Origin of the sequence: Psychrobacter sp. PSP (assembly GCF_024085615.1) — a bacterium.
GTDB lineage: Bacteria > Pseudomonadota > Gammaproteobacteria > Pseudomonadales > Moraxellaceae > Psychrobacter > Psychrobacter pacificensis.
The window spans coordinates 233,955-255,409 of sequence record NZ_JABLTF010000021.1; the positions used below are offsets into that span (position 1 = coordinate 233,955).

At 43.4% G+C, this 21,455-nt stretch carries 17 protein-coding genes; 5 read left to right on the top strand and 12 right to left on the bottom strand.

The annotated features are described in order from the left end of the window. Nucleotides 1-98 precede the first annotated feature (98 nt). From mfd to HL061_RS12775, 3 genes are all read left to right on the top strand, one after another. Entirely contained in the window at nt 99-3,809 is a 3,711-nt protein-coding gene (gene mfd / locus HL061_RS12765; protein ID WP_093068907.1) for a transcription-repair coupling factor, read from the top strand. A 168-nt stretch (nt 3,810-3,977) separates the two neighbouring features. Further along, the gene (locus tag HL061_RS12770) at nt 3,978-4,409 is read left to right on the top strand and encodes an HIT family protein (protein WP_057759208.1); all 432 of its coding nucleotides are present in this window, start codon (nt 3,978-3,980) and stop codon (nt 4,407-4,409) included. Between the two features lie 471 nt (nt 4,410-4,880). Next, nucleotides 4,881-6,167: an adenylate/guanylate cyclase domain-containing protein gene (locus HL061_RS12775; protein ID WP_252962911.1), complete on the top strand. Its 1,287-nt coding sequence runs from the start codon at nt 4,881-4,883 to the stop codon at nt 6,165-6,167. Between the two features lie 102 nt (nt 6,168-6,269). Here the strand turns inward: HL061_RS12775 and fdx are convergent, their stop codons facing one another. The 8 genes from fdx to HL061_RS12815 form a co-directional block, all read right to left on the bottom strand. Then, nucleotides 6,270-6,608, bottom strand: coding sequence for an ISC system 2Fe-2S type ferredoxin (gene fdx / locus HL061_RS12780; protein ID WP_058024187.1), 339 nt, complete (start codon nt 6,606-6,608; stop codon nt 6,270-6,272). Nucleotides 6,609-6,694: 86 nt separating this feature from the next. After that, complete coding sequence (hscA, locus tag HL061_RS12785; protein WP_071003517.1) at nt 6,695-8,575, bottom strand: Fe-S protein assembly chaperone HscA; 1,881 nt, start codon at nt 8,573-8,575, stop codon at nt 6,695-6,697. 126 nt (nt 8,576-8,701) lie between these two features. Beyond that, nucleotides 8,702-9,283 carry a Fe-S protein assembly co-chaperone HscB gene (gene hscB, locus HL061_RS12790; RefSeq protein ID WP_252962912.1) on the bottom strand — a complete coding sequence of 194 codons (582 nt, stop codon included), beginning with the start codon at nt 9,281-9,283 and terminating at the stop codon, nt 8,702-8,704. Nucleotides 9,284-9,421: 138 nt separating this feature from the next. Next, on the bottom strand, nt 9,422-9,742 hold the full coding sequence (gene iscA, locus HL061_RS12795) for an iron-sulfur cluster assembly protein IscA (protein WP_071003519.1): 321 nt from the start codon (nt 9,740-9,742) through the stop codon (nt 9,422-9,424). A gap of 223 nt (nt 9,743-9,965) precedes the next feature. Then, nucleotides 9,966-10,376, bottom strand: coding sequence for a Fe-S cluster assembly scaffold IscU (gene iscU / locus HL061_RS12800; RefSeq protein ID WP_058024183.1), 411 nt, complete (start codon nt 10,374-10,376; stop codon nt 9,966-9,968). A gap of 168 nt (nt 10,377-10,544) precedes the next feature. Beyond that, entirely contained in the window at nt 10,545-11,771 is a 1,227-nt protein-coding gene (locus HL061_RS12805; protein WP_071003520.1) for an IscS subfamily cysteine desulfurase, read from the bottom strand. Further along, a complete protein-coding gene (locus HL061_RS12810) occupies nt 11,768-12,277 on the bottom strand; it encodes an Rrf2 family transcriptional regulator (RefSeq protein WP_071003521.1) in 510 nt (169 codons plus the stop codon). Before HL061_RS12810 ends, HL061_RS12805 begins: the two co-directional genes overlap by 4 nt. A gap of 469 nt (nt 12,278-12,746) precedes the next feature. Next, on the bottom strand, nt 12,747-13,391 hold the full coding sequence (locus tag HL061_RS12815; protein ID WP_071003522.1) for a hypothetical protein: 645 nt from the start codon (nt 13,389-13,391) through the stop codon (nt 12,747-12,749). A 457-nt stretch (nt 13,392-13,848) separates the two neighbouring features. On the opposite strand from HL061_RS12815, the gene HL061_RS12820 reads away from it, so the two are divergent. Both HL061_RS12820 and HL061_RS12825 read left to right on the top strand, forming a co-directional pair. After that, nucleotides 13,849-14,169 (top strand): HU family DNA-binding protein, encoded by a 321-nt coding sequence (locus tag HL061_RS12820; protein WP_161808411.1) that lies wholly within the window; start codon nt 13,849-13,851, stop codon nt 14,167-14,169. A 336-nt stretch (nt 14,170-14,505) separates the two neighbouring features. Next, nucleotides 14,506-16,380: a SurA N-terminal domain-containing protein gene (locus HL061_RS12825; RefSeq protein WP_093068913.1), complete on the top strand. Its 1,875-nt coding sequence runs from the start codon at nt 14,506-14,508 to the stop codon at nt 16,378-16,380. A gap of 465 nt (nt 16,381-16,845) precedes the next feature. Here HL061_RS12825 and purH read toward each other — a convergent pair whose 3' ends face one another. The 4 genes from purH to prmA form a co-directional block, all read right to left on the bottom strand. Beyond that, entirely contained in the window at nt 16,846-18,426 is a 1,581-nt protein-coding gene (purH, locus tag HL061_RS12830) for a bifunctional phosphoribosylaminoimidazolecarboxamide formyltransferase/IMP cyclohydrolase (protein ID WP_093068915.1), read from the bottom strand. A gap of 149 nt (nt 18,427-18,575) precedes the next feature. Continuing rightward, nucleotides 18,576-18,839 (bottom strand): DNA-binding transcriptional regulator Fis, encoded by a 264-nt coding sequence (gene fis, locus HL061_RS12835; protein ID WP_227674247.1) that lies wholly within the window; start codon nt 18,837-18,839, stop codon nt 18,576-18,578. A 247-nt stretch (nt 18,840-19,086) separates the two neighbouring features. Then, the gene (locus HL061_RS12840) at nt 19,087-20,313 is read right to left on the bottom strand and encodes a DUF3426 domain-containing protein (RefSeq protein ID WP_093068918.1); all 1,227 of its coding nucleotides are present in this window, start codon (nt 20,311-20,313) and stop codon (nt 19,087-19,089) included. Nucleotides 20,314-20,472: 159 nt separating this feature from the next. Then, the gene (prmA, locus tag HL061_RS12845) at nt 20,473-21,399 is read right to left on the bottom strand and encodes a 50S ribosomal protein L11 methyltransferase (RefSeq protein WP_071003526.1); all 927 of its coding nucleotides are present in this window, start codon (nt 21,397-21,399) and stop codon (nt 20,473-20,475) included. Nucleotides 21,400-21,455: the final 56 nt, after the last annotated feature.

The window sequence follows — 21,455 nt, forward strand, 5'->3', positions numbered from 1 at the left end:
GAGCTTTTACGTGACAAACCGTTACGGCATAAGTTTTGGTAATTGCTCAAATATTCGTATAATAGCTTTCTGACTCCTTAACTGTGATCCTATTCTTTATGCCTATCACTGCTTTGACTGACGCGTTTGATCCCATTAACCAGCAGTTGTTCCCTATACAAAATGCCGAGCGGCGTTGGCTTGCGCCTGTCCATGGTGCGGTCAGTAGCTTATGGCTGGCAAGCTTGTTTCAAACGCCTATGTGGAATGTTGCCAAGCGCCTAAAGGTCGTGGTGGCACGCGACCAAAATCAGCTCAATCAGATAGAAACTGAGCTGGCATTTTGCGGCGTCGATGCTTACGTATTCCCTGACTGGGAGACACTGACATATGATGAGCTGTCTCCGCACCAAGACATCGTTAGTGAACGCATCAACCTATTGACGGATATGCCGAGATCAGGCGTGCTACTCATCTCAATACAGACATTGATGCAACGCGTCGCACCGCCCAGTTGGTTGATCGGACAGCATTTTGATTTGAGCGTTGGTGATCGTTTTGATATCAATACGCAACGTGGGCTTTTGGCAAAGGCGGGTTATAGAGCGGTTGATAATGTCTTTGAGCCTGGTGAGTTCGCTGTACGTGGCAGCATTATCGATATCTTTGCTATGGGTCAGCCTTTTCCGCTGCGTTTAGACTTATTTGACGATGAAATTGAGACAATTCGTTTTTTTCATCCGCAAACCCAGCGCACGTTGACCGCTGATGACCTCAAAGCGATGTTGACAGGCAATGATACCAGCATGGGCAAAGAGTCACTGTCGCTGCTGCACAAATTGCCAGATATCTCTAAACCTATCGAACAGTTCCAAATATTACCAGCAAAGGAGTTTCCGCTGGATGAAGGGCGAGAGACATTTCGCACGAATTTTGCGGCGATGTTCCCTAATGCCAGTAGCCGCAAGTCTGAGTTGCATAAAGATGTAATGGCAGGTATCGCGAGTAGCGGACTGGAGTATTATCAGCCACTATTTTTTGACTTAAAAGATTGGCAAGAAGAAAGTACATTGTTTTCTTATTTGCCAAGCGATGCGTTGTTTATCACGGATGAGCTGATCCACGAAAAGCAGGCGGACTATTGGTCACAAATCCAGCGCCGCTATGAAGAGCGTCGCCATGATATTGACAAGCCTATCGTCGAACCTGCGCTCTTATACTTATTATCCAACGCTCTTAACGAGCAGCTCAATCAATATCCACGAGTGATATTAAGCGCACGCGATGAGCTGGCTACGACAAATGACGTAGCAGCGCTAGAAGGTAACGACCCATCTCAGCCGCAACTGCCATTAACGCCTACTAAGCAGCAAGGCTTGGTGACATTAAGCGCCGAAGAACCGCCAGAGCTGGCAGTCAATCATCAGAAATCTGAGCCATTAACTGAATTGCTCGACTTTTTACACGTTCAACAACAAACAGCAACGCCAGTATTAGTTGTGGCAGAGACTGCTGGTCGCCGTGAGATTCTTATTGAGCTGTTTAAGGGAAAAATCGATATCAAAGCATATGATAGCTTTGAAGCATTTTTAGCAGCAGATAAGACGAGCGCTATGAATAATGCTCGACTACCACATGTCGGTCTGACTGTGGCACCGATTGAGCGCGGCGTATACGTGCCTGAACGTTTGGTGTTGATTAGTGAAACGCAGCTGTTTGGTCGTCAAGTCTTACAGACGCGTCGTCGTCGCCAAAGCGGTGTATCAGAGGAGTTCTTGGTTAAGAGCGTCACTGAGATAACAGATGGCAGCCCAGTCGTTCATATCGAGCATGGTATTGGTCGTTATAACGGCCTAATCACGCTAGATGTGGGCGATGGTGAGCAAGAGTTCATTCATTTAAAATATGACGATGATGCCAGTATCTATGTGCCAGTCGCCAATCTACAAATGATCAGTCGCTATAGTGGCGGCGATCCAGCGTTAGCGCCATTACATAAGATCGGCAGTGGCAAATGGGATAGAGCCAAGCAAAAGGCCTTGGAGCAAATTCACGATGTCGCCGCAGAGCTGCTCAATATGCAAGCGCGTCGTGAGGCCAAAGTTGGTATTCATTTTAAAATAGATCCGTCGCAATACGAGCTGTTTGCCAGTCAGTTTGCGTTTGAAGAGACCGCTGACCAAGCCAATGCCATTCATGCGGTTATGGAAGACATGAGACAAAACCAGCCAATGGATCGCCTCATCTGCGGTGATGTTGGCTTTGGTAAAACAGAAGTAGCGATGCGAGCGGCCTTTATTGCCGTCAGTGCTGGCTATCAAGTTGCTGTATTAGTGCCCACCACATTGCTCGCAGGACAGCACGAAGACAATTTCCGCGATCGATTTGCTGATTGGCCAGTGCGTATTGAGAGCCTGTCACGCTTTGGCGGCAAAAAACATCAAGACATGGTCTTGACGGACTTGGCTGATGGCAAAGTCGATATTGTGATCGGTACTCATAAACTATTGCAGCCTGACGTGAAGTTTGCCAATCTTGGGCTAATGATTGTCGATGAGGAGCACCGTTTTGGGGTGCGTCATAAAGAGCGTATCAAGGCGATTCAGACAGATGTAGACAGTATGTCTATGACCGCGACGCCCATCCCTAGAACGCTTAATATGGCGCTCTCAGGCATGCGTGATATGTCAATCATTGCCACACCGCCTGCACGCCGGTTGGCTATTAAAACCTTTGTCATGCAAAAGACAGATGCCTTGATGAAAGAAGCTATCTTGCGCGAGCTGTTACGTGGTGGGCAGGTTTATCTGCTCCACAATGATGTGGCTAGTATTGAGCGTATGGCAGAAACTATTCGTGATCTGGTACCTGAAGCGCGAGTAGGGGTCGCCCATGGGCAGATGCAAGAACGCCAGCTTGAGCAAATCATGCAGCAGTTTTATCATAAAAAATTCAACGTGTTGGTGTGCTCTACTATTATTGAGACAGGTATCGACGTACCAAATGCCAATACTATTATCATTGAGCGTGCGGATAAGTTTGGTCTGGCGCAACTGCATCAGCTACGAGGCCGCGTAGGTCGCAGTCATCATCAGGCATATTGTTACCTATTGGTGCCTTCTCTCAAAGGTCTCAAAGGCGATGCCAAGCGTCGTCTACATGCAATTGAACGCGCCAATACACTCGGCGCAGGTTTTATGCTGGCGAGTGAAGATCTAGAGATTCGCGGGGCAGGTGAGATACTGGGTAAGCAGCAAAGCGGTAATATGCAGGCGATTGGCTTTAGCTTATATATGGATATGCTGGAGCGTGCAACTAAGGCGATCAAGGCTGGTAAAGAGCCTGACTTGAATACGCCACTATCGCTGACCAGTGAGATTAACTTGCATAGCTCTGCTCTTATTCCAGAAGACTATCTACATGACGTACATCAGCGCCTATTGTTTTACAAACGTATAAGCAATACAGATGATAAAGAAGCGTTGACGGATATTCGTACCGAAATGATAGACCGTTTCGGTGCATTGCCAGACCAGACCAAGCAGCTATTTGCCATTCATGGACTGCGCTTGCAAGCAGAACCGCTGAAGATTAACAAAATTGATGCCAATAGTAATAGTATGACGCTGGAGTTTGCACCTGATACCCCTGTTGATGCTTTGGCTATTATCAAACTGATCCAGTCAGATGGACAGCACTACCGCATGAATGGAGCATCTGGTATTCGTTATCAACATAGCGAGAAGTTGGCGACACCGCAACAGCGAGTCTCTGTTATCCAAGATCTTCTACGTTATTTTAGTGAGCATATGGTGACAGAAGCGGCCTAGAGTCGATCAGTGAGAGCCATCATCGGGGTTTCTAAGACAATCAACACAAATGCAATAGTGTATGGTGCTATTTTATCGCAGGGATAACTGATAAAATAACCGGATTGCTTCTTCTTCGATATTTTTTACGTACTTTTATTTGCATTAAACAACAAGAGAACCGTCATTATGTTCCAACTTCATCATAAACTTGCTGCTGATAGTTTCTTAGTGGGTGATTTTCCATTATCTACTTGTCGTTTGATCAATGACTGTCAATTCCCTTGGCTGATATTAGTACCGCGCGTATCGGGTATCAAAGAGCTTTACGAGTTGTCTGAGGCAGACCAAACGCAGTTCTTGCGTGAGTCAAGCTGGTTATCGAGTCAGCTAGCCAAAACCTTTCAAGCAGATAAAATGAATGTGGCCGCGCTTGGTAATCAAGTCCCGCAGCTTCATTTTCATCATATTGTTCGTTATCAAAATGATATGCAATGGCCAAATCCAGTATGGGGAGTTCCTGCGGTTCCTTATACCAAAGAAGTCTTGGCACAAATGCAGCAGACGTTAATGATGGCGCTACGTGGTCATCATCAAATGCCTTTTGATTGGCAGATGTAATCCGTTTTTAACTTTGGATTGCTTTACCTCATCTATAAAGCATTATTTATGAAGCCTCTCTCATAAACTATTGCGACAGAAAAAAGCCAGATATTCGTCATATCTGGCTTTTTTTGTAATAATCAAACATTATCAGTTGTTTATCCAGAAGATTTGTTATCTTGATAAATGATAGATGGTATTTTTTTAGCTACCACTGACCTAGGTTTCATTTAATTTAGAAAGTATAATATATTTTTGTAATTATTTATCATTAAGATAGGTAATTTGCGTGTGTTGTTCTTATATATCTTTATCTCTCTGATAGCTTATCTCATTTAAGTGAAATTCAATATGCCTTTTATAGGGATGTTAAAGCCAAAACTATTGTCAAAAGGTAGTGGAATCTATCAATTCGACTATCCAGAAGTTTTTGTTTTAATTCTTACTGTCATATTACTCGCCCCGCATTACAATTTTCGTCCTACCTCAATGGCATTATTGGTTGTCGTTCTACTACCTAGCCTGATGATTCTGATTTATAACTATCGACGCCAAACCAGTCTTTGGACGTCTAATATGGTCGTTATTTTATTTGCGGTCGTTATTGGGTCAATACAGTTTTGTACGGTGATATCGCTCAGTTTGGTAGCCTTAATCGGCGTACGTATGATCGTCAGTGGTGTCGATAACGGTCTAAGATTATTTACTGTAGCATTGGTGACATCTATTGTATTTTATTATGTCAGTACAATACTAGACAACGAAGGATTGAACTGTAATGAAGGTTGGGTGCCTCCCACCGTATTGCTAGCAAGCATAATGGTTATTTTGTATCAGTTTCGCAGTACGTATCAAGAGTATATTGGTTATAAAGAAAGTGCCTCTAAAGCCGGAGGACGTTTGAGTACCATGGTGTCGGTCATCAATAAGTTGACTCGCTTTGTACCGCCGCAAATCTGGGAGCCAATTGTTAGATCTGATAGCCCTGTTAGTGTGTCGAATAAACGTGTCAAGCTGACTATTATGTTTTCAGATATTGTGGGCTTTACCGATCTGTCTGATAGTCTGAGTGCTGACAACGTGGCTGATATTTTGAACACTTATATGCATTGCATGACGTTAATTGCTGACAGACATGGTGCCGTACTTGATAAATTTATTGGTGATGGCATGGTGTGCTTCTTCGGTGAGCCTAATAGCCGTGGCTCACGTCAAGATGCTCTGGATTGTGTGGCAATGGCGATAGATATGCGCCGCGAGATGCGTACATTGCGTCAAAAATGGCGGCTGATGGGGTTTGAGGGGTTATATATACGTATTGGTATCACAACTGGTTATTGCCACGTGGGCAATTTTGGTAGCAACAATCGTCTTAGTTACACACTGATTGGTAAAGAGGCTAATCTGGCGTCAAGACTCGAATCGAATGCTGGCAAAGATGAGATATTGGTCAGTGAAAGCACTTATGATTATGTTTGCCATAACTATGAGTGTCAACATGTTGGAGCGCTTCAGCTAAAAGGCTTTGATGACAAGGTAAATGCATGGCAAGTACTTGACCCTGATGCTAATAAAGGTCATTTGTCTAAATGGGTAGATCACACCTTGCCAGGGTTTAACTTGCATCTAAATTTTAAAGACATGAAAGACAATGACTATCAAGATATCAGGAGTCGTCTAAACTTTGCGCTTGAGCGTATCGAACAAGAAGAAGAAAAATTGGCACAGAGCATCGCTGAAGAAAGCAAACGTCATAGTGCTAACAAAAAGTCATGATTTGGGAAGTCATATCGTGAAATATTGAGTATAAAAAAAGCCAGCTATTATATTTTAATAGCTGGCTTTTTTGTAACTTATAAGTAGTTTGTACTGATCATATTAATGATTTTCTTTTGCATGATTCAATGTGTATTTTGGAACCTCGATGGTTAGATCTTCATCATCAAGCATGACCTGACAAGACAGACGTGAGTCAGGCTCTAAGCCCCAAGCACGATCAAGTAGATCAGCTTCTACATCATCCATCTCATCTAGACTATTGAACCCTTTGCGTACGACAACGTGACAAGTAGTACAAGCTTTTGACATCTCACAGGCATGCTCGATTTTGATGCCTTTTTCTAATAACGCTTTGCACAAATTCTGACCAGCTTGTAGCTCAACTTCTGCGCCCTCTGGGCAGATTTCGTGATGGGGTAGTACGGTAACTTTTGGCATAAATTATTTGTCCAATGCTAATCAATCTAAAAAATAAGAGAAAGTAGCTTAGTATCATAACTAAGCTATCATTTTGAGTATGGATTTTACCAATCTTGTGCGCTGGTACCTGCCATGCTGGTTTGAACGCTTTGGTTCATAATGCGAGCAGCAAAGGCATCACTATGCGGCTTAAGCTGTGCTTGCTGTGCTTCGATAAGTGCCAAGTCATTAGTGCTAAGAGCAGAACGCAGGGCTTGTATATGCTCCGCTAAAGTGTGCTGCTCATCAGAAGAAAGCAGTGCTGCAAACTCATTGAGTGCAGATTCTAGAGCCAACACTTCACGCTCGGCTTCTACTTTTGTTTCGATTAAAGAGCGTGCGTTTTTATCTTCCTCTGCATGTTTAAATCCGGCAACAAGCAACTGCTCTTTTTGCTCATCAGACAAACCATAAGAAGGCACGATCTCGATCTTGCTTTCTGTTTTGGTCGTGGTTTCTTGTGCACTAACAGTCAGCTGACCATTGGCATCGATGCTAAAGGTGACCTCGATACGAGCAAACCCAGCTTTCATTGGCGGAATACCGTACAGCTCAAAGCGGCCAAGCGAGCGACAGTTTTCTACTGTTTCGCGCTCACCTTGCACGACGTGTATCACCATGCCTGTTTGACCATCTTGATAGGTGGTAAACACTTGACGTTTTTTGACAGGGATAGGCGTGTTGCGTGGGATGAGTACTTCAACCAAACCACCCATGGTCTCAAGACCTAATGATAATGGCGTTACGTCCAATAACAACAAATTGTTGTTACTATCACCATTCACCAGTTGGTGAGCAGTTTGAGCAGCGCCTAAGGCAACAACCTCATCTGGATTCAGACGGCAAAGAGGCTGCTTGGCAAAAAATTCAGTCACGACTTGTTGTATGGCAGGCATACGCGTTGAGCCGCCTACTAAGATCACTTCGTCTAAATCTGTGGCAGTCAGCTTGGCATCACGCAGGACTTGTTCACATACGCTTAACGTGCGACGACTAACAGGCTCTACGATATTAAGGATGTCTTCACGGCGCAATACACCTTGATAGGTTTGTCCGTTGACAGTGACATTGATATCCAATTGCTCAGCATCAGTCAGCGCTTGCTTGTAAGCTTTAGCTTCTTGTGCGAGTACTGATTTGTTATGCAGGCTTACGTCTTTTGGATCTATATTTAACTGTTTAATAATCCAGTTGGTAATCAGACGATCAATATCATCGCCGCCCAGTGCGCTATTACCGCCAGTTGCCAATACTTCAAAGACACCATCATTCAACTTCAGAATAGATACATCAAAAGTACCGCCGCCCAAATCATAAATAAGATAGTAATTTTCTTTATTGTTGTCTTCTGATGATTGGTCAAGACCATAAGCGACCGCCGCCGCCGTTGGTTCATTCAATAGACGAAGTACGTTGATACCAGCCGCTTGCGCAGCATCTTTAGTGGCTTGGCGCTGTGCCTCATCAAAATAAGCTGGCACAGTAATGACGGCACCCTCAATGCTGTCTGCAGGCAGTGCGCTCGCTGCACGTTGCTCAAGCGCGGCTAATATACGCGCTGATACTTCGACAGGTGACACTTCACCTTGAGCCGTGACAAATGCTGGCATATCATCTGTACTACCAGACAACTCATAAGGATGCGAGAATTTGATATCTGCTTGGCTACGACCCATAAAACGCTTAGCCGAGACGATCGTATTTTTGGGATCGTCTGCTAAATGCGCTAGGGCATCATAGCCGACCGATGGATTACCTGTCGCTGGATAATAAACCACAGAAGGCAGCAAGGTATCTGATGCTGCGCCTGCTTCTAAGACTTGCGCCTTGCCTGAACGTACTACAGCGACCAGTGAGCGTGTCGTACCAAGGTCAATACCTAGGCCAAAACGATGTTGATGAGGTTGAGCGCTTTGATTGGGTTCGGCAATTTGCATTAAAGACATAAGAATAACTCAGAGATAAAATGAATAAGTGTAATGAGGCAAATATGGCATGTTCAGTAGACTGCTTAACCGCTATCTCTTTATTCTCAATATAGAGGGATTTGGCAGTTAAGCATGCACAGCTATCTAGACGTATAGGTCATCGTCATCTGAATGTGCAGCAGTGGCGACGTCATCAAGACCCGTTGTAACATCAGCATTCAATTTGACCAAAAACTTCAATTTCTGTGTCGCATCAATCGCCGTTGGCCAATCTTGCTCTTGGTAAGCAGTCTCAAAACGCTGAGACTGGCTTGCCAAGCGCGATGTAATCTGAGGATGTAGCTGCTGCAAGGCTAAAAGGTCTTTGCCTACAATAGCGTCATCTAAATCCATACGCATTTCCATCGCATCTTCTAAAAAATCCAAGTCTGCGATGGAGTGTTCTAGATTTTGCGCTTGATCAGCCATACCTAGTAGGTAACCAGCACGGCTATCAGGTGCACTTAGTGTCTGATACGCTTGATTTATAATGGCAGAATACTGCTCTGATTGCTGCTTGGCTTGCTTAGTATCTGCTAGATTCTTTGCAACATTATCAGGATGATAGCGTTTTTGTAGCAGACGTAGATGCTGATCGAGACTGTCTTGATTGACTTCAAATTGTACAGGTTGCTCAAATAGGGCAAAGAAGTTATCAAATTGTGTTTCTGGAATCGTATCTGTCATATCTTACGCCTTGCTTTTTTATTTGTTTTTAAAGTCTTAATCTGGTGCTTCTACCAAATATATTAGTGCATTTATATCTTTTGTATTGATTAATCACAACGGGTGCATCAATCACTGAATAATCAGTTGATTGAACCATTAAACAGTAAAAGACTCACCGCAGCCACATTCACCTTTTTGGTTAGGGTTAGTGAACTTGAAACCTTCGTTTAGACCTTCTTTTTCATAATCCATCAACAGGCCATCTAAATAGACCAAACTTTTAGGATCAATAAAAATGCTAACGCCGCGGCTTTCATAGCGCGTGTCATTTTCATCAGGTATATCTACAAACTCTAAAACATAAGCAAGGCCTGAGCAACCCGCTGTACGGATACCAACTCGAATACCTTCACCTTTGCCGCGATTGTCCAAAAAGTCTTGAACATGCTGAGCGGCGCGTTCTGTCATTTCAATCATGCCAACTCCCATTGACTCTTAATCGTAAATATCAATAAATAAACTATGTAAACTGGCAAGCGAAATTACGAGTTTGCCAAAATAATATGCTAATAGTTTTTAGAAAATAAAAGGTGACAATTACATAAGTGTCATTGTCACCTTTTTAGCGTTAGTAACCATTTAATGTATTACTACTTTAGCATTGCTAACAAAACACAGCGCAGACGCTAGTAGGTTTGGCTTAGATAGTGGCTTCTTCTGCCGCTGCTGCTACGCCATGCTTACCTTTATAGTCGCTAATAGCGGCTTTAATGGCATCTTCTGCAAGTACAGAGCAATGCACTTTTACTGGTGGTAACGCTAGTTCTTTAGCGATATCGTTATTTTTGATTTCGCCAGCTTGATCCAAGCTTTTGCCTTTTAGCCACTCAGTAACGAGCGAGCTTGAGGCAATTGCTGAACCGCAGCCATAAGTTTTAAAGCGTGCATCTTCGATAATACCGTTATCATCGACTTGGATTTGTAGACGCATTACATCGCCACAGGCTGGGGCACCGACCATACCGGTACCAACGTTTTTGGCGTTTTTGTCAAGATTACCAACGTTGCGTGGGTTTTCGTAATGATCAATAACTTGGTCACTATAGGCCATGAGGTTTTCTCCTAGTTAGATGATGAGTAGTCGTGTATTAACTTTAAATATCTAACTACTCATCGATAATTGGGGTCAAACATTTAGTTAATAAAAACTGGATTTTTAATTGTCTGATCAATCGTTTAATAAATATATTTGAAGCTGTATTACTGTCTGTGCTTGATTTTAGTGCTCAGCCCATTCGACTGAATTCAAATCAACACCTTCTTGGTACATATCCCAAAGTGGCGATAGGGCACGTAGTTTATCAACAGCTTCATGCAGTTGCTTGATAACAGTGTCGATGTCTTCTTCAGTCGTATAACGACCAAAGCTGAAGCGGATTGAGCTATGCGCCAATTCGTCTGGGCGACCGATAGCACGTAGTACATATGATGGCTCAAGCGTCGCTGATGTACAGGCTGACCCTGATGATACCGCTAAGTCTTTTAGCGACATCATCAATGACTCGCCTTCAACAAAGTTAAAGCTGATGTTCACAATGTTTGGTACGCTGTTCTCAAGATCGCCGTTTAGGTAGATCTCTTCGATATCTTGTAGACCATCCCAGAGTTTTTGACGCAATTTTGCAACATGGGCATGATCTGCTTCAAAGCTCTCATTGGCTAGAGCAAATGCTGCGCCAAGACCAACGATCTGATGCGTAGGTAATGTACCTGAACGCATACCGCGCTCATGACCACCGCCGTGTTGCTCAGCTTTTAGGCGAATACGTGGCTTACGGCGAACAAATAAGGCACCGATACCTTTAGGACCATAGGCTTTATGGCCTGAAAAGCTCATCAAATCGATCTTCATCTCTTCAAGATTGATTTTTACTTTACCAACAGACTGTGCGCCATCAACATGGAAAACCACACCGGCTTCACGAGTGATTTCACCAATCGCTGTAACATCAGTAATCGTACCAAGCTCATTATTTACCATCATCAGTGATACCAAAATTGTATCCTCACGTAGCGCTTCTTTCACTTGCTCTGGCAAGATAAGCCCTGTGCTTGGTTGCGGCTCAAGATACGTAATTTCAAAACCTTCTTGCTCAAGCTCACGGCACGTATCTAGCACGGCTTTGTGCTCAATTTTGCTGGTGATGATGTGTTTACCACGAGACTGATAAAAGTGAGCTGCGCCTTTAATGGCTAGGTTGTCAGATTCAGTTGCACCAGAAGTAAAGACGATTTCGCGTGGATCAGCGTTGATGACTTCAGCCACTTGTCCGCGAGCAGTTTCTACGGCTTCTTCTGCTTGCCAGCCATAGCCGTGAGAGCGCGAGGCTGGATTACCAAAGATGCCATCTACTGTCAGATATTCGCTCATCTTAGCCGCTACTGATTTTGCAACTGGTGTGGTGGCGGCATAATCTAAGTATATAAGGTTGTTATGTTGGCTCATGCTGGGTTTGCCTCGCTGTTCGATAGAGTAATAGTATTGATGTCTTTTATGGAAATATCTTTTGTAGAGGTGTGCTGACGTTCTGATACTGACTGCACATTTTCCATATCTAATAATTGCGCTAATGTTATATTTTTCAAGTACTGTTCAATATGATTTGATAGTGCACACCACAGGTCATGGGTCAGGCACATTGTACCACCTTGACAGTCGCCGCGTCCTTCACACTGCATCGCATTAACGGATTCATCGACAGCAGATATGATGCTCATCACATCTATCTCGTTCAATGGCTTGGCTAGGTTATAACCACCAGCTGCACCGCGAATACTGGTCACAAGGCCACGTTTGCGTAGCTTGGAGAATAACTGTTCAAGGTAGGAGATAGAAATTGACTGCCGTTTAGCGATATCAGATAGAGATACTGCGCTCTCTTGTTGACTGGTCTGTAATGCCAAGTCTAGTAAAGCAGTAACGGCATATCTGCCTCGAGTAGTTAAACGCATGTGTTATCTCCAAACTTTTAGGTCATTTTTATTTAATAACGATCTTGGAAAGGGATAGATACAGTCAATAATAGATCAATATAAAAGCTGTCAATCATATCCGTTCAAGTTGTGTCTTATCGTTATTAAACAACAGATGGTTAACCCGATGTGTGCAACGATTAAGTCAATTATACTTAATCCTGAGTAATTTGGTCAAGATTAAAGTGTGATTAAATGGTTAATCGAGCTTATCGCTATGATTGATAAAAACAATGGTGGTTAAAAAGGGGGGATAAATGGGAAAACAGGTGGGATGTGATATATAAACGACAGATGTAGGGGCGCTGAATACAAATTATAGTTATATGGTGTGACTCATATACTGTGATCCATATGAATAGTCACTAAGCGTGCAACACCTATGGTAAATGTCACACACTTATCTATGACTGGTAGCACCGTTAAATAAAACCAAATCTAGCACCAATTAATTCATTAAGAGGGCTATGATCGAGACTACCGCGACGACCAATGCCACTACGGTCACAATCATAAAGGTCTTTTGCTTACTCTGTAGCTCTTTAACTGTGGTTTCAAGTTCGCGGTTCTTGATGGTTAATGTGTTGATTTGGGCCTGCTGTTCTTTGATACGCTCTTTATAATGGTCTTTCTTTTCCGCCATTTCAGCATCAGATGGCTTGGTTTTACCTTTACCACCTTTGATTTTTCTGATCAGACCCTGAATCAGGCTACCAAGACCAAGCTGCATGATAAATTGTTTGACCAGCTGTACTTGAACAGATTCACCGCGCATCTGTAATTTTTCGGTCGTCTCTCTATCGTGAGTGGTGATGGCATTAATCACTTGAATGCTATAAGCATTGATAACGACATCAGGTTCGCTACGACCAACAGGCAACTCGGCATCCAAGAGTACACCTTTGGTACTAAAGGTGGCAAAAACCTCAACATGAGGCAAATATAAGCGCAACGCTACGACCGTACCTTGCTTGGCAAGTGGATAAGCGGCTTTACGTAGTTCAGGATCCAAACGTAACAATAGTGTCAGCGCCGACTCGATGAACACCAGAATAATATTAAGAAGAGAGTGAGACAACGTAGAACGCTTCATGTAAATAATCCATTTTTTTTATTTAGCAAATCAAAGTTATGTAATAAACTTAAGTTTATTTTTACCCGAAATTTGCAGTGGTATTTTGTTTATAGTAACGCCTTTATAATAAAAAGTAACGCTAGTTTCTGTCAGTGGTAAAATTATTACAGTACAATCTAGCAGTTGATAAAGACATTAAAATTTATGACTGGTAATGCACAGACACCAACTCACAACTGTTTTAAAGAGTAAACAAATAAGCTGATTCATTGTTTGAATGAGGACAGTTTGCCTGTATATAGGTTGCAGATGTTTTGCGTAACATTGGGTGTCAAATAAGTAGTTGATGGCACAAAAAGATGTAAAATCGCTTGCACTCCTTATGCTGCCTTGATATAAAGACGATAACAAAGCGAAACCTGTTAATACGCCAGTCAGGTAGTTTTTATTGCGTAAGTACCACGAGAGCGTTACAATGCTTGGCGTGAGCGTTTATTACCCCCTTAAACTTGAAGGAAATTTTATGAATAAGTCAGAATTAATTGATAGCATCGCAGACAAAAGTGGTCTAAATAAGACTCAAGCTGGTGATGCTTTGAATGCTGTTATGGAAAGTGTTGGCGAAGCTTTAGAAGCTGGCGATAGCATCTCTTTGGTTGGTTTCGGTACTTTTAGCGTAAAAGACCGCAAAGCACGTACTGGCCGTAACCCTAAGACTGGTGAAGAGCTAAGCATCCCTGCAAGCAAAGTACCAAGCTTCAAAGCTGGTAAAAACCTAAAAGAGCGTTTGAACTAACCGCTCTATGGTAGATGGTCGCTTTGGCTGATGTCATAAGCTAAGCACCGAAAAAGCACCTAAATATTAGGTGCTTTTTTTGTCGCTATAGTTTATCTCATACAACGTGAATATTTTGAGTATATACGAAAAATCACGTATCATAGGGCGCGCGATAGATGCGTTGTTTAAATAAGGTATTGTCACTGAACCTTGTTTTCCCTAATAAAATGTACACGTTCTTCCTCTTACCATTGCCGGCTTAAATAGCATTGATATTAGCAGGTCGCACTCGACAGCTCCTAACAGTATTACAATGGTTTTTCATCAATATAGGTTAATAAAGCAGAGATAACTATGGATAAATTGCGCGATTTCTTAAAAAGCTGGCCAGGTCGCATTTTATTGATTTTATGCCTATCGCCACTGGCTCTATTGGGTGTCGAAAGCTATTTTGGCGGCGGGGTTGATCCCAACCAAATCGCTCAGGTGGGTGAGGCAAGCGTAGGGTTGTCCGAGTATCAGAATGCCGTCAATAACCGTCGTAGCGAAATACTAGAGCAAGTTGATGATGCCAGTTTATTGAATGAAGACGTACTGCACGAGCAGGTACTAAAAGGTCTGATTGATCGTACATTACTAGAGCAGCAAGCAGGTAAGCTTGGTATGACAGTCTCTGATGACACGATCAATCGTTTGCTGCGTGAAGAAGAAATATTCAAAGATGCCGATGGAAACTTTTCTAACGATCAGTTTGCAAACTTTTTGCGTCAGCGTGGCATGACCAAAAATCAGTTGTTTGCAGAGTTTCGCAATCAGTTAAGCTTGGATCAGTTGAATGCGAGCATCGTTGGTACAGCCGTCTATCCAATGCAGGCAGTTAGCCAATTGATCGACTTGCAACTAGAATCACGTAACGTCTGGGTACATCGTTTTGATTGGCAGGACTATGCTGATCAGGTCAAACTAAGCAAAAATGATATTCAAGCATATTATGATGCCAATAAAGACACGCTAAAAAGCGCGGCAATGGTCAACTTGGCTTATATTCAGCTTAGCCCGCAGACCATCAAAGTCGATGATGTGACAACAGAAGAGTTGCAGCAGCAGTACGAAGCGTATAAGCAAAGTCTGGCTGCTGATGATGAGCGTAGAGTGAGTCAAATACTGTTAACAGGTGATGATGCTAAGGCAAGAGCAGATAAAGTTAAAGCTCGCTTGGCTAAAGGCGAGTCTTTTGCTGCTGTGGCCAAAGCAGAATCGGATGATCCTTCAGGAGAAGCAGGCGGTGACATTGGTCGCTTTAATCCGTCAGTATTTGGTGGTGACGCCGATGCTGTTGAAAAAGCACTAGAAGGCTTGAGCGTTGGAGATGTGACAGCCCCTATCAAGACCAGCTTTGGCTATCAGATATTCACAGTCACCGAAGATAATGGCAAAAAGATTCCAAGTCTCGAGAGTATGCGTGCAGAGCTGACTGCTAAGGCAAAAGAGTACAAGCGTCAAGAAGTCTACGCGGATAAAGTAACCTCGATTAATGATTTGGCAGCAGATGGCTTTAGTATCGAAGATATTGCGCAGCAAGAGAATGTCACGCTAAAACGTATCAAAGATTATCGTAAAGAAAATAACAAATCAGTATTATCGCAACCAGCAGTGATCAAACAGGCCTTTGACGAATTTACGATTCAAGATCAGGCCGTGACGGCAGGTATAGAAGTTGGTAACGGTACGGTATGGGTACAACCAAGCAACTATCGTCCTACGACCACACTGAGCTTATCTAGAGCAACGCCAAGAATCACTCAGATATTGCGTCAGCAAAAAGCCACAGCCTTGGCGCTAAAAGAAGCGAAAGCTGTCGCTGCTGGTATCAAAACGCCAGCTGATATTGCTAAGCAGTCAGTAAGTTTGCAATCTTTGGGTGAGATTAATCGTCAAACAACGTTGCTAACTGATAAAGAGCGTGGATTGGCCTTTAGCAAGCAAGCTGCCAATGATGGCGTAGTCGCGCTCGCTAGTGAGACTGAAGCAGGTGCAACGCTATTGGTTGGTGATCGCATCAAGACTGAGCAGCAGTCACCACTATCTGATATGCAAAGAGCGCAAACGGCCAGCATCATTCGTGACAATTTAGGTCAAGATCAGCTGCAAGACTACTTAGATTATCTACGTATGGTCTATCAAGTTGAGATTAACGAAGCCAACATGGCAAATGCACAAGGGCGCTAAGCGTTCGCTGTATGGTTACTCTTAATTATTAAACGCAAAAAAGCCACTGTAGCGATGCAGTGGCTTTTTTTATTTGGTAATACTTTAACTGTAGTGACCACGAATATTATAAGAGACTGGAAATTAGGAGCAGTAACAAATACAATTGCTGCGACTAGGGCGTGTTGAACATTCGCAAATAGGCACTGCTGATCGCTAAAATGGTTCCAGACAAGGCACAAAGCGACGATAATGCAGATGCCTTAGCGAGATTTGTAACGCAGTATGGGGCAATTTTAGCATCAGCCCCAACGATAAAAGCAGGGGACAGGACTCTTTTTTGCCGCTTCATCGTTAAAAATAAGCGCTTAGAATGACTAAACTTATTATTTTTAACATCGAATCGCCTAAAAAATAGTCGCTGTCAGTGCCATGGTCGAATGTTCAACACGCCCTAATTCCAGTCTTAAACTAATAGATGATTGTTTAGTGGCGGAAATGACGCATGCCAGTGAATACCATCGCAATACCGTGCTCATTAGCGGCTGCAATGGTCTCATCATCACGCATAGAGCCACCTGGCTGAATGATGGCTGAGATACCTACTTCAGCAGCATTATCGATGCCATCACGGAATGGGAAGAAGGCATCTGAGGCCATAACGGCACCTTCAGTGGCCAGTCCAGCATGCTCGGCTTTGATAGCAGCGATACGTGCTGAGTTAACGCGGCTCATTTGACCTGCACCAACACCGATAGTACGTTGACCTTTCGCATAAACAATGGCATTCGATTTGACATATTTTGCCACGTTCCAGCTGAACAACAGATCTGCCACTTGCGCTTCAGTTGGTTGTACGTCAGTGACGATTTTTAGATCGTTTGCCGTAATCAAACCAAGGTCTTGCTCTTGTACGAGTAGGCCGCCATTGACGCGTTTGTAATCAAGCTGACTATCACGCTGATCTGGTGCTGGTAGTTCACCACATACTAATACGCGTACGTTTTTCTTAGTAGCAGTCGCTTCAAGTACACCGTCTTCAATGCTGGGTGCAATGATGACTTCTACAAATTGATTATCGATAATGGCTTTTGCAGCAGCAAGCGTCAGTGGACGGTTGAAGGCGATAATGCCGCCAAAAGATGACTCAGGATCGGTGCTAAAAGCAGTGCGATAAGCAGCTACTTGGTCATTATCTACCGCGACACCGCAAGGATTGGCGTGCTTAACGATAACGCAAGCTGGTGCACTAAAGGCTTTAACACACTCAAGGGCTGCGTCAGTATCAGCGATATTATTGTATGATAGCGCCTTACCTTGCAGTTGCTTAGCCGTTGCAATAGAAGCTTGCTGGCTTTTTAAAGGATGATTTTCAGTGTAGAAAGCAGCGTTTTGATGTGGGTTTTCGCCATAGCGCAGATCTTGCGCTTTTTCTAGTTGTACATTAAATGTGCGTGGGAAGTTTTCTGGTTCCTGCGTCTCATTGACACGGCTGCCTAAGAAGTTGGCAATCATACCATCGTACTGCGCAGTATGCTCAAAGGCTTTAACCGCTAAATCATAACGTAGAGCCGTTGTCAATTCAGTGCCACCATTTAAAGCAGTCAGTACGCGATCATAATCAGCAGGATCGGTCACGATGCCTACATGGGCATGATTTTTTGCTGCTGATCGTACCATGGTAGGGCCACCAATATCGATATTTTCGATAGCATCGTTCATCGTCACGTCAGCACGTGCAATCGTTTCAGCAAATGGATATAAATTCACAACAACCAAGTCAATACGTTCGATTGCGTGCTCATTCATGACAGCATCGTCTGTACCACGACGTCCCAAGATACCACCATGAATTTTAGGATGCAGGGTCTTAACACGGCCATCCATCATCTCAGGAAAGCCCGTATAGTCAGACACTTCCGTCACAGCGACATTATTTTCTGTAAGTAATCGATAGGTACCGCCAGTAGAGAGTAAGCCAAAACCTGCTTTAATAAGGCCTTGAGCAAACTCAACGATATTGGATTTATCAGAGACCGAGAGTAGGGCAAGTGGGGTTGTACTCATAAAAAATCTTCCATAAAAAAAGCCTGACGTAAACGTCTGGCAAGGTGATGATGGCAACAACGGTAGACTATATCGCGATAGATAAAGCCATGCACATTGAATTGCCATGCATGATGATTAGCAATAATGGGTGAGCACATATAGCAGTGCTACATTAAGTCGTAAGTTTTGAGTTTTTTGCGTAAAGTGCCACGATTGAGGCCTAAGATTTGTGCACACTTGGTTTGATTGCCGCGAGTTTTCTCTAGAACCACTGACAATAGAGGCTCTTCGACTTGCTTTAAGATAAGCTCGTACAAGTCGGTAGGCATCTCATCACCTAGCATAGCGAAATACTGGCGAACGACGCGCTCAACATGTACACGCAAAGGCTGCTGTGCGCTACTCGCAGCACTTTCTAACGGGAACTCAATATCGTGAGCGACAAGGTGATGATCTTCTTTATTATAGTCGGCAGGATGCTCAGAGCTCTTAGCAAAATGATGGGCATGATGCTGTGCATGAGGTGCCATAAGATAATATCCTTGAAATGAAAAAAGAGTCAAACCATAAGATGTCAGAATAATAGTATATCAAATTAATATCGTCTAGCGCTGACAGATTGACGGCTATCTTAAAGTCAGCGATATGTCAGGCTCATTCTATTACTAAAAATAACATTCAATAAAGTGGTGTCATCGTAATTTCGCGAATTTGTGCATTGTCAACGGGTATGGTAAATAGTAGTTGTCTGTTATTACTAGCAGCTAGCTGGCTTGGCTTACCCAATAAATAGTCGTTAGGCGCTGCTATAAACTCTCCAATGAGATTGTCTGTCCCATAAACGCTGACTTTTATATTTGGATAGAGCTGTGCTTTTGTGCTTTGGTTGTTCAATATCGCGCTGATATCGCTAAATGTACCTGTGGTTTTAATTTGACTTGATCGATGACTTGGATTGGTAATAGTCAAAGCTGTCAGATCAGCGCTTGGTAAGCTACATGCCGCAATAGAGCATACCGTTTGGAGGCGCTGCGCATTGGCAGGGTTTTTGACTAACGTCTCTAGGTTAAACATAACATACTGCGCGGCAAGTAATAGTGCTAATACTAAGCATCCCAGTATCCAGAGGATAGATGCAATTGAATGGGTTGTGGCTGTTGGCGCAAACTGTGCTTGCGCCTTGTTTGCACGTTCTGTAACAGAATTTTCTTCTTCCCTAAGAGGTACACCCATATCTATCAGTAGTTGTGATAAATCTGTGCTATCTACTGATTTGGCTTCGCGTTTATTTTGTTCCTCAAGAAGTGTTTCTAGCCATGAGTCATCAGCTGTGTCGTTGATACTCGCATGAATATCATTGGCAGCAGTTGAGCTCAGTACTTCTTGAGTCATTGAGGAATGTTCTGTTGCAATACGATCGGTATTGGTTTTAGAAAGTGTGTTTGTCGCGTTGTCAGTTGTCGTCGCAGCATTGGTATCGCTCACTTGCGTCAACCAAGCATCCATGCTGTCTAGTGAGTCGTATTCTACAATGCTGTCTTCTGGCTCATCGATATCCATATCATCATAGATTAAGTCATCATGAATCAATATATCAGCTGAACGTTTTTTATGGAGTGAGGACTTTGCAGTATTTGATATATTAGATGCTTGATTACGACTATTGGTGGAGCTTTCAGGTCTATTACTCAGCTTGGATTGAGTCTCGTGATGTGCTGTAGCAGTATTATGTTGAGAGGAGAAGCTGTTGGAGGTATCAGGGGTTACAATAAGGTGTTGATTGACCGAAAAACTTTTTTGGCACTGAGTACAGTTAATAGTAGCATTGGCTTTATTTAGTTGATTCTGTTGCACTTTAAAGCAAGCTTGGCAATGAGGGCACTGGGTTTTCATTGGGGTGGTCATAGGGTCGAATCCAAAAAAGTATGGTTATCTATACCGCTTAGCCACTCACCAACAGCTACCATGCTTTTTGAAATTCTATAAATCATGAGCAACGACAGAGTGGCGCCAAACCTGTGACGTTTGACTGCCCTCTATCGTAACAGATGTAATTAAATGTTGCTAGCTAGTAAATGTACCAGATAAACGCTGCCAATGCTGGTCCTCTTGCGCGGTAAAGGCATGCTTTGGATCGAGTGCAAAATAGGGTTGATAAGCTTCCATGACTTGTTCAGTCTGTGACTCGATTAAACCTGCCAATACGATGCGACCTTTCGATGCAATCAATGTCGAAAAGTAAGGTGCTAAGCCAATTAAGGGTTTGGCCAAAATATTGGCGACAATCACTTCTACAGGCAAAACATCATGTTGTGAGCAGTAATCTGTGAACTCTTCGGGCAAGAACGCTTGCAGACGGTCACCGACATGATTACGCACTGCATTTTGATTGGTTGCGAGTACAGCTTGTGGATCGATATCGACTGCATACACTTGGCGTGCACCTAATAATAGAGCGGCGATACCCAAGATGCCTGAGCCGCAGCCATAGTCGATGACCACTTTATCTGTCAGGTCTTGCTCTGTTAACCAGTCAAGACAAAGACGAGTCGTGGCATGATAGCCAGTACCGAAAGCTAAGCCTGGATCCATAATGATATTGGTCGCCTCTGGGTTGGGCGGTGTGAGCCAGTCTGGCACAATCCACAAGTCATTAGCGCATTCGATAGGATGGTAGTTACTCATCCATTCGCGCTCCCAATCCTTGTCATCAACAGCCGTTAGCCAGATACGAGTAGCCTGTACTTGTGCGGCAATTTCATGACTCAGCTGCTCAACTGCTTGACGGCTACCATCATCAGTGGTGGCATCAAATAGCCCTGTCAGTATGACTTCATCCCATAGCGGTGACTCACCGGGAAGTGGTTCAAACAAAGGCTGATCACCTGCATCATCTAAGGCAATAGCTAGTGCGCCAGCTTCTAATAAAAGCGCTTCAGCCAAATCGACGTTTGATTTTTCACATTGTAAATGCAGTTGTTGCCATGCCATAACGATAACCCTAAGCTAAAAAAAATAAATGTATGTTTTGGATAAATGATAACTGT